Genomic DNA, 17,068 nt, shown 5'->3' on the forward strand with positions numbered 1-17,068 from the left:
CAAGCTTGAAAGTGGTTTCCGTGAAAGAACCTTATCTTATTTATCTGCTGCATCATTTATGGCTCGTAGCAATAGGCGTGAGCACAAACTGAGTACTACTCAATGGAGTATGTGTATTCATTGCACTCGAAATAATGAAGTAGCTAGCATATAAAAGCCAAATAGCTATGCCCATGGCAATGCCCACATACACGCGCTTTAGGCGTAGTGAAACTTTTTCAGATAAAAACATGTACTTCTCCACACAACATCACGGCAACCTGGTTGCCAATTACATAGCTAGGCTATGCCCTAATTTTTAGTTAGGCTGTTACTGGTGGAGCTGCTGAAGGTGGGGTTACCCAAACAGCGAGTGGCTTGGGTGATTGATAGAAAAGTCTTGGAAGGAGCGCAAAGGAATTTGGCGCTGCGAATGTCAGGTTGGTATTAAAGGCTGGTGTGATGCTATTTTGAGCAACACAATATGGACATGGCTGAGCTTGCTCTGCTACTTCTTGATCTTCGCCTTGTACATTGATTTGAATCTTGCTGCCATCAACCGAACAAATCTCCATCGCAAAACCTTGGCCATGCTGAGCAAGCGATACCGCTTGAGAAACAGCGGGCGCCAATGCACTCATTGCGATTGCGATAGCAGCAATCCAGTGAACGAGGCGATTTTTATGGACATTCATGATGAGTGAATTTTATCGGAATTTTGTATTTCTTTTATTTCTTGCATGAAAAAAGGGGCTTGCGCCCCTTTTTAACTAGATCAGACTGGTTTTTGACCAGCTAAGCTTTATACGGCTGCTGACTTTTTCTTGCCAATCACTTTGCCAATCAATGGCCAGAAGAGGAGTAATAAAGCCAAAGATGTAATACCGCCAACCAATGGGTTAGAGAAGAAAATATCTAGGCTACCCTGTGAGAACAACATGGATTGACGGAAGGAATCTTCTGCACGGTCGCCCAATACCAAGGCTAAGACCATTGGTGCCATTGGGTAATCGAGTTTCTTGAAGACATAACCCAGAATACCAAAGCCCATCATCAACCAAACGTCAAACATGGCGTTATGAACAGTGTAAGCACCAACCGCACAAATCACAATAATGACTGGCGCAATGATGGAGAATGGAATTCTCAAGATTGACGCAAACAGTGGCACACAAGTTAATACAACAAACAAGCCAGCCAAGTTACCTAAGTACATACTGGCGATCAAGCCCCAAACAAAGTCTGGCTTCTCTACGAAAAGCAAAGGACCAGGCTGTAGACCCCAGATCAACAAGCCGCCGAGCAATACCGCTGCTGTTGGTGAGCCTGGAATACCGAGAGACAACATTGGGAGAAGTGCCGCAGTACCAGCAGCGTGAGCTGCAGTTTCTGGGGCAACAATACCTTCCATCTTGCCGGTACCAAACTTATCGCCCTCTTTAGATACGCGCTTCGCTACGCCGTAGGCCATGAAAGATGCTGGTGTTGCACCACCTGGAGTAATACCCATCCAGCAACCAATCAAACAGCTGCGCAATGAAGTAGCCCAGTATTTTGGCAACTGCTTCCAAGTTTCCCAAACCACCTTAGCGCGAATCTTAGCAGCGGCACCTTTGAATGCAAGACCCTCTTCCATCGAAAGCAGAATCTCACCGATACCGAATAAGCCGATCACAGCGATCAAGAAGTCAAAGCCACGCATTAATTCTGGATTGCCGAATGTCAGGCGCAACTGACCAGTAACAGTGTCCATACCAACGGTAGCCAAGGCGAAGCCCAGCATCATTGCTGAAATAGTCTTAAATGGCGACCCTTTATTCATGCCCACGAAGCTACAGAAGGTAAGCAAGTACACCGAGAAGAATTCCGGCGGACCGAATTGGAGTGCAAACTTCGCAACCAAAGGTGCCAAGAAGGTAATCATCACGATTGCAAAGAACGCGCCCACGAATGAAGATGTGAACGCTGCAGTCAGTGCCTCACCAGCTTTACCATTTCTGGCCATTGGATAACCGTCAAAGGTTGTCGCAACTGACCAGGGCTCGCCTGGAATATTAAAGAGCACTGATGTAATCGCTCCGCCGAACAATGCGCCCCAATAAATACAGGAGAGCATGATGATTGCCGATGTTGGTGGCATTGTGAATGTCAACGGCAACAGAATTGCAATACCGTTTGCACCACCTAGACCTGGCAACACACCGATGATCACACCGAGCGTTACACCAACCAACATTAACAGCAAGTTAAAGGGTGTCATTGCAACGGCAAAGCCGTTGAATAGAGCGCTAATTTCTTCCAACTTGAACTCCTTTTATCTAATCTTTTTTATTATTTAGTTCACACCAACAAACTCGAGCGGGTTAAACCATGAGCCATGTGGCAATGGAACCTGGAACCAGAACTCGAACATGAGGTAGAGGGCAGCGCTCACTCCAACAGAAACAGCAACCGCCTTCCAAATTGGATATTTTCCTAGCCACACCATAAAGATAGCGATGTAGAAGGCTGAAGAAACATAAATACCAATCAATTGCACGCCCAACACAAAAACGATCGCGGGCAAAAGCACGGCCATAATTTGCTTTAAAGGCTCGCTATCGACAAATGACTCTGTTTTCTTTTTCTTATTAACGATTGCGGCTTGATAAAGAGTAACTGTGCTAGAAAGCAGAATAATCAAGCTAATGTAGAAGGGAAAGTATCCCGCTTCAGGGCCGTCAGCGCCCCAACTAGCGCCCAACTTCAGGCTACCTACCATCACTGTTAGGCCAATCGCAATAAATACGAGCGCGGTGATGATATCCATTGCTCTGACGCTGATCGCTGATTCTTGATTTGAATTATTTGTATGTTCAGACATTTGCTTTGTTTATCAATAAAGTTAATTAATACGCTACTTAAAAAATAGGACCCCCTAGTGGAGGTCCTATCCGATTTCCTAAAAATTACTTGGCCAAGAAGCCAGCTTCAGACATCAATTGCTTGTGTAAAGCTTCATTCAATGTGAGCCAGTTTCTGAACTCTTTACCAGTCATGAATGTCTGATTAAATGCGCCATCAGCCATAAACTTCTTCCACTCTGGTGTGGCACGAACTTTTTTGAACAGCTCGATATAGAAATCAACCTGCTCTTGAGTTACGCCTGGAGCCATAAAGATGCCGCGCAACATCACATAGTCAGTTGGCACGCCAGCTTCTTTACAAGTTGGCACGTCATACCATGACTGAGTATCAGTAACCTTCTCTTTATATGGCATACGGGTGTCATCAAATACGCACAATGCACGTAATTTATTTGCACGCCACTGAGCAACCGCCTCAATTGGATTGTTTACAGAAGAATCAATATGGTTACCAACGAGCTGAACAGCAACGTCGCCACCCCCTTTGAATGGGATGTAAGTAAATTTAGCGCCAGTGGCCTTTTCAATCGCTACAGTAATGATCTGGTCTTCAGACTTTGAGCCTGTACCACCCATTTTGAATTTACCTGGGCCTGCTGCCTTAGCTGCATCGATATATTCCTTAGCAGTCTTGTAAGGCTTGTCAACGTTGTCCCACAAAACGAATTGGTCGAGCGCCAACATGGCTACTGGAGTAATGTCTTGCCAGTTAAATGGAACGCCTGTTGCTAATGGAGTAGTGAATAAGTTAGAAAGTGTGATCACAATCTTATTTGGATCGCCTTTAGCCTCTTTCATTGCGAGAAAGCCTTCAGCACCAGCACCAGCACCCTTGTTCACAGGGATCACTGCTTGCTTCATTAAATTGTTTTTAGTGATAATGCCTTGGATCATGCGCGCCATTTGATCAGCGCCACCACCAGGACCAGCAGGAATGATGAACTCAACAGGTTTAGTTGGTTCCCATGCAGCAAATGCAGGTGATACACCAGCGACACCGAGGGCTAAGGCGGTGGAAATCAATGCCCCTTTTAACTTCATCTTCATATATGCTCCTCCAAAAATGGTTTGCCAATTTATATCTGGCTTATCTAATGTGTGAATGATTTTTAAACAAGATGACTCAACATAACTTGACTGCCATCAATAATTTCAAAATCGATCCACGGGAGCTTCTGCAATCTAGTAGAAACCCTGATAAATCAAGCCAAAGACAGTCTTGAGTGTACTTAGATCCAGAATAAAAAACTGGATTTAATGCACAATAAATGCACATAACAAAAATGGTTATTAGCTTGGATTGCTGCAAAAGAGGGCTGAGGTAAAAAGCTAAGTGTTTACCCTAAATGGAAAGAGTGGTGCCGCTTGCCGGAATCGAACTGGCGACCTTTTCATTACGAATGAACTGCTCTACCGACTGAGCTAAAGCGGCAAATCCGTTTTTATTCTAGCGGAAGCGATCCAGCAGCTTTTTGCTGACCTTATCCAACTGTGTGGAATCTTTAATTAAAAACTGTAGGCCATTGGCATCAGCAATCAATAAAGTATTGCCTGCAATTCTGCGGATATGCTCCTCGCCCTTAAGACGAATGCGCGTTGGGCCGCGATCCGTTTCAATATCCCAAATGCTTGGTGTAGCAAATGTCGATACCTTAGTAATTCTTTCGATGACAGGCATAAATTCTCGGGCTGCCAACTCTTCTTCAATCAAAGTGAGCTCTGCCTGCGGAATCAATGCAACGTCTGGATACCAGCACACTTCTTTGCCAGACTGATTCATGATGCCAACGCCAGTCCTAGGTGCGGTAATGGGAAATGCTCGAACCGGATAAACACCAAGATGTCGCTCACCCTTAGCATCGATAAAAACTAAGCGGCCAAGTGAGTCTCGTTCTAGCTGATGGCTCTTGTTCATACACCACCCCCGATGTTCTTTGCAATGACTTCTAATTTTTCTTCTTGCTTTTCATCTTGATGCTCTTCAAGACTCTCACCAATTGCAACACCCTCAACCAACTCAGCAGCATGACGCAGCTGTGCCTGATACAGAGTGTAGTAAGCGCCTTGAGCATCCATCAATTGTTCGTGTGAGCCAATCTCTACAATCTCGCCCTTATCAAGCACCACTAGGCGATCAGCCTTTCTGAGAGTCGACAAACGATGTGCGATCGCAATTGTTGTGCGGCCTTTAACTAAGTTATCTAAAGCGCGCTGAATCTCTTTTTCGGTGGTGGTATCAACCGATGATGTCGCCTCATCCAAAATCAAAATACTTGGATTAATGAGTAGTGCACGTGCGATAGAGATACGTTGACGCTCGCCACCCGATAGAGATTGGCCGCGCTCACCCACTAAAGAATCGTAACCCAGTGGCAGTCTTAGAATAAATTCATGAGCGTGTGCAGCGCGAGCCGCTTCAATAATCTCTTCCCGAGTAGCATCAGGTTTTCCATAAGCAATATTCTCGGCAATCGTGCCAAAGAATAAAAATGGCTCCTGTAAGACCAAGCCAATGCATTTACGATAGTCAGAGATTCGAATACTGCGAATATCGCGCCCATCGAGTGCGATTGAGCCGGAGCTCACATCATAAAAACGGCAAATCAGGTTCACCAGTGTGCTCTTACCTGAACCACTATGCCCTACCAAACCAATCATTTCACCAGGAGCAATATCCAAATCAATGCCTTTAGATACCGCACGATTACCATAGCGGAAACCTACGCCACGCAGGGAAATACGGCCTTCAACTGGCCGTTCTAATGGGGCCGGATTAATCGGTTCAGGAACGCTGGATACATGATCCAAAATATCAAAAATACGCTTAGCCCCTGCTGCTGCTTTTTGGGTGTGAGAAACAATTCGACTCATTGAATCTAGGCGAATATAAAAGCGTCCGATATAAGCCAAGAAAGCAATCAACACGCCAACGGTGACTTTTTGGTGAGCCACTTGCCAAATACCAAAGCCCCATACAACTAGTAATCCGGTTTCGGTAAGCAAAGTGACAGTTGGAGAAAATAATCCCCACACACGATTGACGCGATCATTAATTTGTAAATTGTGTTTATTTGAATCTACGAAGCGCTTGAGCTCACGATCTTCTTGAGCAAACGCTTTTACCACCCGAATTCCTGGGATGGTGTCGGCCAAGATATTGGTCACTTCAGACCAGATACGATCAATCTTTTCGAAACCAAAACGCAGGCGATCGCGCACCACATGAATCATCCACACAATGAATGGCAATGGCGCCAGTGTCACCAGGGCAAGCAAGGGATCAATCGATACCAAGATTGCTGCAGTCATGGTAATCATGAGTACATCGGTGGCAAAATCTACGGCGTATAAGGATAAGAAAACGCAGATGCGATCAGTCTCTGCACCAATCCTGGCAATCAAGTCCCCTGTACGTTTGCCGCCGAAATACTCTAAAGACAGTTTAAGTAGATGCTCAAAGGTCGTGTTACGTAAATCAGCGCCAATACGCTCGCTTACCAACGCAAGTAAGTAAGTCTTCCACCAACCTAGACCCCAAGCAACAATTGCTGCAGCAAATAAAGCCAGCAGATACATACTCGCCAAATGAAAATCAATTGGATTGCCACGTTCATACGGAATCAAAACATGATCCATTAATGGCATCGTGAGATACGGTGGGATTAGGGTTGCACCAGTGGATAACAAAGTGAGCACAAAACCTAATGCAAGTTGTTTTTTATAGGGCTTTGCAAAACGCCATAACTTAAAGAGCGTCCATGTAGAAGGTGGCGCATCATCTTCTGGATCACAAGTGGGGCATGAATCAGAATTTGCTGGCTTTGGACTTAAGCAAGCTGGACAAACTTGTTTATCGTATTCACCGGATTCCGTATTGCCTTGCCCTTCACCTTTGGCTAATTGCTTAAACCTCGATTGCAAACGCAATATCTGTGGATTGACTGCCAAGGTGAAATACCAAGTCCGAAGCAAGCGATCGGCTGATTCCAGCCTTAAATGACCAACCCCTGCATGATCACCATGTGCTAGACGCCCTCCCTGATGCATTGGCCAAGACTCAAATTGCTTGCCATCGGTCCAATACAGGCCGCCTTCATTCAGGAATAACAGGCTTTTCTCAAAGCGCAATTCCGCATCCAAATCCAACTCTACCCATGCCAGCAAGGCCTCTGGGCTGTGAACTGGAGATTTTTCACCCTGCAAAATAGGCTGCCAATGGCTTGGCAATACGGGGGCAAAAGGGAGGATTTCTAGCTTCATTGATACTAAAAGTATAGTGGAGCTAGATTTTTTAGATTTATAGCTCCTGTCAACTTTAGAGCTCTAAAAAACGTTAAATTGATATAAATAGGCCTTTTTATGTATTTTTGCTAATTTTGTGAGTTTTAAATAAAAACTATAAATAGAGAGACTGTCTGACGCGCCATAGCCAAATCCTGGCGCCGTCACTCGTAACACCCCAAACATGCCCCAATTACTAGATAAATCGATAGAGATTCTGAGCCACAGACATCTTCGTGGCCCCAATATGTGGAGCTATAACCCAGCTTTAGAGGTTTTGATTGATATTGGGGAGTTAGAAGACTATCCATCAGACAAAATACCTGGCTTCTATGAGCGTCTTTGCGCTTGCCTCCCTAGTCTTCATGAACATCGTTGCAGCTATGGAGAGCCAGGCGGTTTTTTAAAGCGTGTTGAAGAAGGTACCTGGCCTGGTCACATCCTAGAGCATCTAACCATTGAACTACAAAACTTAGCGGGCATCCCCGGCGGATTTGGAAGAGCTCGAGATGGAGGCGGTCGAGGTGTTTACAAGGTGATTGTCAGCGCAACAGAAGAAGCGGTAACCCTAAAAGCATTTACACACGCCCGGGACCTTTTGCTCACCTTAATTCAGGACAGTGGCGATCCGATTGCGCAAAAAAATAACATTATTGAAGAGTTGCGAGAGTTAAGCGATGATCTGTGCTTAGGGCCCAGTACCGCCTGCATTGTGAATGCAGCTACTGCCCGCGAAATTCCGTATATTCGCTTGTCCAGTGGAAACTTAGTTCAGCTTGGGTATGGCTCTAAACAACGCCGTATTTGGACAGCTGAAACAGACCAAACGAGCGCTATTGCTGAAACGATTTCAAGAGATAAAGACTTAACCAAGAGCTTATTACGAAGTGCAGGAGTTCCCACTCCAGAAGGTAGAACCGTTACTAGCCCTGATGATGCCTGGGAAGCGGCTCAAGATATTGGTTTACCTGTCGTAGTTAAACCCATTGACGGTAATCACGGTCGCGGCGTATTCATCAATCTTTTCACCCAACAAGAGATTGAAGCTGCTTATGCAGTAGCAATTGATGAAGGCAGCGAAGTTCTGGTAGAGCGTCATATTGTTGGTGATGAGCATCGCCTTCTTGTAGTTGGCAATAAAGTGGTTGCCGCAGCAAAAGGAGAGACCGTCTGGGTGACAGGTGATGGTAAACACACTATTCGCGAGCTCGTTCAAATACAAATTAATTCTGATCCACGTCGCGGAAATGCAGAAGAGCACCCACTCAATCCTGTAAAAATTGATTCAGCAGTAGATTTGGAGCTTGCACGCCAACAGCTTACCGGTGAAAGTGTTCCCGCATTAGATCAAAAAGTGCTGATTCAGAGCAATGGTAACGTCGCATTTGATGTGACTGACTTAGTTCATCCAGATATTGCCTATCAAGTAGCCTTAGCAGCGCGCGTCGTTGGTCTTGAGATTGCCGGTATAGATTTGGTTGCGCAAGACATTGGCCGCCCACTGGCTGAACAAAATGCCGCCATTGTGGAAGTGAATGCTGGCCCCGGCCTTCTCATGCATTTAAAACCAGCCAGCGGTAAACCACAACCCGTTGGCGAGGCAATCGCTGAGCATCTATTCCCGCCTGGCTTAGATTTCCGCATTCCCATCATTGGTATTAGTGGCAGCAAGGGCAGAACGATCACCGCTGAAATGGTTGCGCATTTTGCAAGACTCACCAATGTACATGTTGGATTATCTTCTAGCAAAGATTTATATTTCGGTAGCCGATCTATTACTCGCACCTCTCAATCCAATTGGGAAAATGGTAGACGAACACTACAAAACAGAACAATAGAACTGGCGGTTATCGAAAATAATAATGCCTCACTTTTGCTCGAAGGCTTGTCCTATGATCAATGTCATGTAGGAATAGTTCTGAATGTTGACCCTCAAGGTCTATTTCCAGAACACAACATTAGCGATGAAGATCAATTATTTAATGTAGTAAGAACTCAGGTTGATGTTGTATTACCTACTGGCGTTTGCGTTCTAAACGCTGATGATCCAATGATAGTGAAGATGACCGAGCTATCTAAAGGCGAGGTGATGTATTTCTCGGAAAATCGCAATTCAAGCGTCATTACCGAACATCAAAAAAATAAGGGGCGCGTCATTATTGCAACCCCTACAGCCATTACCCTCATGCAAGGTGATTCAGAAACACTGGTAATACCAGTGCCCTCTTTTATCCAAAATTATCCAAAATCAGAGTGGGCTCCTCATTTAAGTCTTGCTGCCGCAATCGGCGCTGCCTGGGCTCTAGAGATTCCATTTAGCATTATTAAAGCGGGCGTTGAAACTTTCATGCCTGATGTCACAAATACCTCAGGGGTCTAATTGGAAATCACTCGTATCCGCATGCTACGCGGACCCAATTTATGGAGTCGCCATACTGCACTAGAAGCAATTGTCTCTTGTGAAGAATCTGAACGCTCGATTGACTCCATCCCTCAGTTTGAAAATAAGATTCGTGAGCGCTTTCCGCAGCTTGGTAGCATGCGTCGCGGCGCCCCTAATGAAAAACTGTCTCTAGCGCACGCTTTAGAATACGCCGCCCTTGGACTGCAAGCACAAGCTGGCTGTCCAGTGACCTTTAGTCGCACAGTTCAAACCATCGATGTTGGGGTGTACCAAGTTGTTGTTGAGTACACCGAAGAGGTTGTTGGCCGCATGGCTTTTGACTTTGCCTTTGCGCTCATTCAGGCGACATTGAACGATATGCCGCTTGATCTCGCCGCTGCTCTTTCTGAGCTAGAGGCCTTATATGAAGATGTTCGCTTAGGCCCTAGCACTGGATCTATTGTTGATGCAGCTGTACAGCGCAATATCCCTTTCCGCCGCATGACGGAAGGCAGTATGGTTCAGTTTGGTTGGGGCAGCAAACAAAAGCGTATTCAAGCGGCCGAGACTAGCGATACCAGTGCAATTGCCGAGGCAATCGCACAAGACAAAGAACTCACTAAAAACTTACTCGCTGCCGCAGGTGTTTCAGTGCCCATTGGTGAGGTTGTCACTACTGCTGATGATGCTTGGCGTGCTGCCCAAAAAATTGGCGGCTCGATTGTTCTTAAACCCAAAGATGGTAATCAAGGTAAGGGCGTTGTAGCTAATATAGAAACTGAAGAAGAAGTTCGTGCTGGCTTTGAAGTTACCCAAGGCTTTGGTCGTGAAACCATTGTTGAGCGCTACCTGCCTGGCGCTGACTATCGTCTTCTCGTAGTTGGTAATCGTCTTTCAGCAGCAGCGCGTCGAGAGCCTGCGCAAGTTGTTGGCGACGGTATGCATACTGTTGCCGAATTAGTCGAAATCGAAAACAAAAATCCGTTGCGTGGCGATGGTCATGCAACCGCCCTCACTAAAATTCGGTTTGATGACATTGCTTTAACCCATCTAGCTAGTAATGGGCTCACCCCTCAGCATATTCCAAAAACTGGTGAACGTGTACTACTTCGCAATAACGCAAATCTCAGCACTGGCGGCACGGCCACCGATGTCACTGATGATGTCCATCCCGATGTAGCTGCAAGTGCAGTAGCTGCCGCACAAATGATTGGACTTGATATTGCAGGCGTGGATATCTTATGTGAATCTATTTACAAACCATTAGAGCAGCAAGGCGGAGGCATTGTTGAAGTTAATGCTGCGCCTGGCTTGCGCATGCACCTCAAGCCCTCATACGGAAAAGGTCGTCCTGTTGGTGAAGACATCATCAATACCATGTTCCCCCCTGGTGACGATGGTCGTATTCCAGTGGTCGCCGTCACCGGAACCAATGGCAAAACAACTACCGTACGTTTAATTGCCCACCTATTAGATGAGACCGGTCTTCGTGTCGGAATGACCACAACTGATGGTGTTTATATCAATCATCGCTTGATTGACTCTGGCGATTGCAGTGGCCCCAAGAGTGCTCGCAATGTATTAATGCACCCAGATGTCGATGCTGCCGTGCTAGAAACAGCCCGCGGTGGAATGTTACGCGAAGGCCTTGGCTTTGATCGCTGTGAAGTTGCTGTAGTCACCAATATTGGTGAAGGTGATCATCTCGGTTTGAACTACATCACCAGTGTTGAGGATTTAGCGATTCTTAAACGTGTCATCGTGCAAAACGTTGCACCAACTGGCGCCGCCGTACTCAATGCCGCAGATCCTATCGTGGTCAAAATGGGTGATAAGTGTTCTGGCCGAGTAATTTTCTTTGCCCAGAATCAGCACCACCCAGTCATTGCTGCACATCGTGCCAAGAATAAGAAGGTAATCTACTTTGATGGCAGCCATATCGTTGCCTCGAAGGGTGCAAAAATTGTGTACCGCTTCCCTGTAAGTGAAATCCCAATCACCCAAAATGGAGTACTCGGTTTCCAAGTAGAAAATGCAATGGCCGCAATCGGTGCTGCTTGGGCACTTGGATTGGATGCTGAGAAAATTGCTCGCGCCCTCTACAGTTTTGAGAGTGATGCAAACTCAGTTCCAGGTCGTTTCAATCAGTTCCAGCACAACGGTGCAACCGTGATTGCTGACTATGGCCATAATCCAGATGCAATGCGTGCCCTAGCTAGCGCCATTCAAGCCATGAAGCCTAAGAAAAGTCATGTTGTGATTAGTGGTGCTGGTGATAGACGTGATGAAGATATTCGTGATCTCACCCGTATTTTGGGTAACTCATTTGATAACGTTATCTTGTATCAAGATGCCTGCCAACGCGGTCGTGAAGATGGCGAAGTACTTAAACTCTTGCAAGAAGGCTTAGTAGGCGCAACTAAAGCCAAGCAAGTGAAAGAAATTCATGGGGAATTTAAGGCGATTGATACTGCCCTAGAGGATATCTCTCCTGGAGATATCTGCCTCATTCTGATTGATCAAGTAGAAGAGTCGCTCGCCTACCTCAAAGAAAAAGTAAAACCCTAAGATCAAACTTAGGCTATGACTTACGAATGGTACTGCCGTAAGCGATCAATTTCTTCTTTAGACCCCAACATCACTGAGACGCGCTCATGCAAACCTGTAGGCTCTAGATCCATAATGGTCTGCGTACCATTAATGGAAGCGCCACCAGCCTGCTCTACCAAGAAGCTCATTGGATTGGCTTCATACATTAAGCGCAACTTCCCGGCCTTTTTTGGATCACGTTTATCCCAAGGGTACATAAATACGCCACCACGAGATAAGACACGGTGCACGTCAGCTACCATGGATGCAATCCAGCGCATATTAAAGTCTTTATCACGTACGCCCGTGGTGCCAGCCAAGCATTCTTCGACATAACGGCGCACCGGATCAGCCCAGTGACGCATATTGGACATATTGATTGCGAACTCTTTGGTAGCAGGCGAAATAGTCACAGCATCTTTAATTAATAAGAATTCGCCAGTCTCTTTATTTAAGGTGAACATCACCACGCCATCACCTAAGGTCAGAGCCATCGTAGTTTGCGGACCATAAACCACGTAGCCAGCAGCCACTTGGTGACGTCCTGATAATAAGAAATCAGAAGTCTGCAAAGGCGCATTGGGGTCTTGCTTCTTGAGAATGGAAAAAATGGTGCCAATGGAAACATTTACATCAATATTGGATGAGCCATCGAGCGGATCAAACAAGAGCAGGTAATCACCGGTCCCTTGTACTGGTACAGGCAATTCCATTTCTTCGGAGGCAAGGCCAGCAAGTGATTTGCAGCCTTTGACGCCATCCATTAATTGGTCATTAGCAATGATGTCGAGTTTTTGCTGTACTTCACCCTGTACGTTACCGCTACCAGCAGAACCTAGCAAACCAATCAAAGCACCCTGTGCTACTTCATGACTTAAGGTCGAGCAAGTATTAACTACTGCGAGTAATAAATCTTGCAGACCAGCAGGAATAGCGACGCCTTTAGGTTTAGCGCTTACTAAATATTGCTTGAAGTTGGTATTGGTGCTTGAGGACAAAAGTATTTCTCCAATTGTTAATGCTAATGACGTTCTTTAGGACTCTATTTTGCCCTGTTATCCAAAAGACTAGTTACCTAAAGCCTTGCCAATCACCTCTCGGGTATCTGGAGAAAGGGTTGGGCATGCTGCCACGCGCTCTAGACCTGCTTTCATCTTATCTTGATAGGGTTGGGCAAATAAACGCCAGCGATCCAAGGCTCTCGCTAAGCGTGCCGCAACCTGAGGATTAATCGGGTCTAAAGCAAGAACGCTATCAGCCCAAAACTCGTAACCACTGCCATCCGCCTGATGAAAGCTTGCAGGATTATTGGAGCAGAAAGCATGAATCACGCTACGGACGCGATTTGGGTTATTCATCTTAAATGCAGGATGCTCGCGTAATTTCTTGACATCACTCAAAGTAGGCTCAAGACCATCAACGGGTGGACGACTCGATTGCAATCCAAACCACTTATCTATGACCAGGGCATCATTAGCAAAGCGCTCATAGAAATCAATCAAGCAGTCTTTTGCTTCCTTCACCCCATGAATCACTAAGCCAGCCAAAGCAGCATAGCGATCAGTCATATTGTCAGCAACACGGTATTGATTTACTGCCATTGGCGCCCAAACATCCTTATTGGCTTCGAGCAACATACTGAGAGCTAAGTTCTTGAGGGCACGCTTACCGGAATCAACTGCATCAGACTTAAATGGCCCCGGTGTTTGCATTTGCTGATAGATTGCAGCCCACTCTAATTGCAACTGCTTAGCAATCTCTCTGCGGAATGCACGGCGTGCGGCATAAATTTTCTGTGGATCTACGCTAGCGCACTGCTCGTATAGATACGACTCCGCAGGCAGGGTCAAGGCAAGCTCCTTAAAGGCTGGATCCAGTTTGGGGTCTAGTAAAAGATTGCGATAGGCATTAATCAATCTCTCATCAGGCAAGCGATTATTCAAAATCATTTGCATCGCTAGCCTTTGAGCAGCCTCCCAGCGGTTAAAGGGATCATCATCAGATGAAAACAGCGTCAAAAGGTCAGCTTCACTTTGATCAAAGTCTAAATGAATTGGGGCTGAGAAATTCCGGTTAATCGATAGTACTGGGCGCTCATCAAGATTGTCAAAAGTCCAAGTTTGATTGGCTTGCGTCAACTCTAATAACTGCTCTACTTGATCATTACCTTGAGTAATCAAGCGCATCTTCAGTGGAATATGAAAAGGTTTCTTCTCGGGCTGACCAGAACTTGGTGCGCAGCTTTGGGTCAATGCAATTTGATACTGTTTTTTGCTGGCATCGTAATGCTCTTGAACTTTCACCCTCGGGGTGCCCGCTTGGCTGTACCAATTTCTAAATTGGGTGAGGTCTCTGCCATTAGCATCTGCCATTGCCATCAAGAAATCATCACAAGTGACCGCCTGGCCATCATGACGCTTGAAATACAAGTCCATACCCTTACGGAAACCCGCCTGACCGAGCAAGGTCTGATACATGCGAACCACTTCTGAACCCTTCTCGTACACGGTCACGGTATAGAAGTTGCTGATCTCTTGATATTCATCTGGACGAATAGGGTGAGCCATCGGACCCGCATCTTCAGGGAACTGCAGTTGACGCAGTAAGCGAACATCCTCAATGCGCTTTACTGCCCTGCCAGATTCACTACCCATTTGATCAGCAGAAAACTCTTGATCCCTAAATACCGTTAAGCCTTCTTTAAGAGATAGCTGGAACCAATCTTGGCAAGTTACTCGATTGCCAGTCCAATTATGAAAATACTCGTGTGCAACAACACTTTCAATATTGGCGAAGTCTGTATCAGTTGCGGTTTCAGGTTGCGCGAGCACAAACTTGGTATTGAATATATTCAAGCCCTTATTTTCCATCGCGCCCATATTGAAATCACCTACCGCCACAATCATGAAGCGCTCTAAATCCAACTCTAGACCAAAACGTTTTTCATCCCAATGAATCGAGGCGATTAAAGAATCCATGGCATGACGAGTCTTCTTCAGATCATGGGGCTCTACCCAAATCTGCAATAGCTTCTTAGCGCCACTGCTAGTAGTAATAGTCTCCTCAATGCACTCCAACTTACCAGCCACCAGCGCAAATAAATAAGATGGCTTTAGAAATGGATCTTCCCAGGTAGCGCTATGCCATCCGTTGGGTAATTTTTCAGTATTGAGTAAGTTGCCATTTGACAAAAGAACGGGGCACTCAGCTTCGCGGGCACGTAATGTCACACGATAACGCGCCATCACATCAGGGCGATCTAAGAAGTAAGTAATTTTTCTGAAGCCTTCAGCCTCGCATTGCGTAAAGAAGTTTCCATTCGAAACATATAGGCCCATGAGGGAGGTATTTTTCTCAGGAACGCAGACGCAAATAATTTCAACAATGAACTTATCTTTACCTTCATTTGGCAAAGAATGGATTGTCAAAAATTCAGGGGTGAGTTCAAAGTGGCGATGAGCCTCTCCATTAATACGCAAACTCACAAACTCCAATTCTTGGCCCACCAACACTAATGGTGCCCCTGCTTCAAAGCTCTTGCCTGGCAAGACCTCAATTCGACTTTTGATAATCGTGCGTGCGGGATCTAAAGCGATATCAAGCTCTACTTGATCCACGGTATAAACAGGGGGACGGTATTCGAGCCGACGAAAGCTCTGTGGCAGATCAGTTTTCATAGGTTTATTTTAAGCCTTGGCTAGAGTCGCTGCAGACTTGTCATTAGGCTGTTAACCCCAGATCAGCGTGGCAATACCGATGGCAATAAAGGTAACAGCAGCAACGGCATGTACCCACTTAATGGGCATACGCTTGGTAAATTTTTGACCAATCCAGACTGCTGGAGCATTAGCCAGCATCATCCCTAATGTGGTGCCAACCGTTACAGAGAAAACATCTTCATAGCGCGCACCTAGAGCAATTGTTGCAATTTGGGTCTTATCCCCCATCTCAGCCAAGAAGAATAGGCCAACCGTTAGTAGAAATACTTGCCATGCACGATCAACTATCTTTGATCCAACTGCATCGTCAATATGATCCGGGACAAGGAGCCATAACCCGATTCCAAGGAAGCTCAAACCTAAAATCCATCGCATCACATCTGGAGAAACCAAAGTCGTGAGCCAATGGCCCAGCAAAGCTGCGCAAGCATGATTAGCAATAGTGGCAATCAGTATGCCCGCAATAATTGCTAAGGCCTGCTTGGGATAGCGAGCCGCCAACATCAAAGAGAGAAGTTGAGTTTTATCACCCATCTCCGCTAAGGCGACAACGCCAGTAGAGAGGGCTAGAGCAGAAACATCCATGAAGGTAGTGGTTCCAGTAAATACAGCAATAGGTAGTACGTTGGGGATAGTTTAAATCCCCAACGTACCCACAAGCTACAAGAACTAGTAATCCCGATAAAACCAGCCTAAGCAAGCAAGAGCGCTTCTGCCAAGGAAAAATCTAGGCCTTGTGCTAGAGCCACGGGTTGAGAGGTCAATACCCCCTTATGCACACTCAAACCGTTCCGTAGGTGATGATCTATCGATAAGGCCTTCATAACACCACGGTTGGCTAAGGCCTCTACAAATGGATAGGTGGCGTTGGTTAATGCAAAAGTGGAGGTTCTTGCAACTGCACCAGGCATATTGGCAACGCAATAGTGCAATACATCATCTACTAAGAAAGTGGGGTCAGCATGTGTAGTAGGTCTAGAAGTTTCAAAGCAACCTCCCTGATCAATTGCCACATCCACCACTACCGAGCCTGGCTTCATTTTTTTCNACCATCTCATGCGTAACCAACTTTGGCGCTGCGCCACCGGGCAGCAGCACTGCACCAATCACAACATCTGCCTCACAAACTTCTTGCTCTATTAGTAAGTTATCGGAATAAAAGGTTCTTACGCGATTGCCGTAATGCATATCAATCTGACGTAAGCGATCTA

Annotated in this window: 12 protein-coding genes, 1 tRNA gene and 1 pseudogene; 2 read left to right on the plus strand and 12 right to left on the minus strand. The window is 45.9% G+C overall.

What is annotated here, in order from left to right; genetic code table 11:
* Positions 1–52 precede the first annotated feature (52 nt).
* From B6A14_RS09800 to B6A14_RS09835, 8 genes are all read right to left on the minus strand, one after another.
* Positions 53–232, minus strand: coding sequence for a hypothetical protein (locus B6A14_RS09800; RefSeq protein WP_087910261.1), 180 nt, complete (start codon positions 230–232; stop codon positions 53–55).
* Positions 233–302: 70 nt separating this feature from the next.
* On the minus strand, positions 303–674 hold the full coding sequence (locus B6A14_RS09805; RefSeq protein WP_087910262.1) for a DUF2946 family protein: 372 nt from the start codon (positions 672–674) through the stop codon (positions 303–305).
* Between the two features lie 107 nt (positions 675–781).
* Positions 782–2,281: a tripartite tricarboxylate transporter permease gene (locus tag B6A14_RS09810; protein WP_087910263.1), complete on the minus strand. Its 1,500-nt coding sequence runs from the start codon at positions 2,279–2,281 to the stop codon at positions 782–784.
* Positions 2,282–2,314: 33 nt separating this feature from the next.
* Positions 2,315–2,842 (minus strand): tripartite tricarboxylate transporter TctB family protein, encoded by a 528-nt coding sequence (locus tag B6A14_RS09815; RefSeq protein WP_087910264.1) that lies wholly within the window; start codon positions 2,840–2,842, stop codon positions 2,315–2,317.
* 85 nt (positions 2,843–2,927) lie between these two features.
* Entirely contained in the window at positions 2,928–3,926 is a 999-nt protein-coding gene (locus B6A14_RS09820) for a Bug family tripartite tricarboxylate transporter substrate binding protein (protein ID WP_201721528.1), read from the minus strand.
* A gap of 315 nt (positions 3,927–4,241) precedes the next feature.
* Positions 4,242–4,317, minus strand: a tRNA-Thr gene (locus B6A14_RS09825).
* A 15-nt stretch (positions 4,318–4,332) separates the two neighbouring features.
* Complete coding sequence (locus B6A14_RS09830) at positions 4,333–4,800, minus strand: cyanophycin metabolism-associated DUF1854 family protein (protein WP_087910266.1); 468 nt, start codon at positions 4,798–4,800, stop codon at positions 4,333–4,335.
* A complete protein-coding gene (locus B6A14_RS09835; protein ID WP_087910267.1) occupies positions 4,797–7,145 on the minus strand; it encodes a cyanophycin metabolism-associated ABC transporter in 2,349 nt (782 codons plus the stop codon). The genes B6A14_RS09830 and B6A14_RS09835 overlap by 4 nt, the downstream gene beginning before the upstream one ends.
* 205 nt (positions 7,146–7,350) lie before the next feature.
* Between B6A14_RS09835 and B6A14_RS09840 the strand changes: the two genes are divergently transcribed.
* Together B6A14_RS09840 and cphA are read left to right on the plus strand one after the other, a co-directional pair.
* Positions 7,351–9,546: a cyanophycin synthetase gene (locus B6A14_RS09840; RefSeq protein WP_087910268.1), complete on the plus strand. Its 2,196-nt coding sequence runs from the start codon at positions 7,351–7,353 to the stop codon at positions 9,544–9,546.
* Positions 9,547–12,117, plus strand: a complete 2,571-nt coding sequence (gene cphA / locus B6A14_RS09845; RefSeq protein ID WP_087910269.1) for a cyanophycin synthetase — start codon at positions 9,547–9,549, stop codon at positions 12,115–12,117. It abuts the gene before it with no gap.
* A gap of 20 nt (positions 12,118–12,137) precedes the next feature.
* Here cphA and B6A14_RS09850 read toward each other — a convergent pair whose 3' ends face one another.
* From B6A14_RS09850 to B6A14_RS09865, 4 genes and pseudogenes are all read right to left on the minus strand, one after another.
* Positions 12,138–13,136: a class 1 fructose-bisphosphatase gene (locus B6A14_RS09850; RefSeq protein WP_087910270.1), complete on the minus strand. Its 999-nt coding sequence runs from the start codon at positions 13,134–13,136 to the stop codon at positions 12,138–12,140.
* 69 nt (positions 13,137–13,205) lie between these two features.
* Positions 13,206–15,815 (minus strand): aminopeptidase N, encoded by a 2,610-nt coding sequence (gene pepN, locus B6A14_RS09855; protein WP_087910271.1) that lies wholly within the window; start codon positions 15,813–15,815, stop codon positions 13,206–13,208.
* A gap of 51 nt (positions 15,816–15,866) precedes the next feature.
* Complete coding sequence (locus B6A14_RS09860) at positions 15,867–16,442, minus strand: TMEM165/GDT1 family protein (RefSeq protein WP_087910272.1); 576 nt, start codon at positions 16,440–16,442, stop codon at positions 15,867–15,869.
* A gap of 107 nt (positions 16,443–16,549) precedes the next feature.
* Positions 16,550–17,068, minus strand: a pseudogene (locus B6A14_RS09865) (alanine dehydrogenase); the annotation flags it as partial.

The organism is Polynucleobacter hirudinilacicola, from assembly GCF_002192535.1.
Classification (GTDB): Bacteria; Pseudomonadota; Gammaproteobacteria; order Burkholderiales; family Burkholderiaceae; genus Polynucleobacter; species Polynucleobacter hirudinilacicola.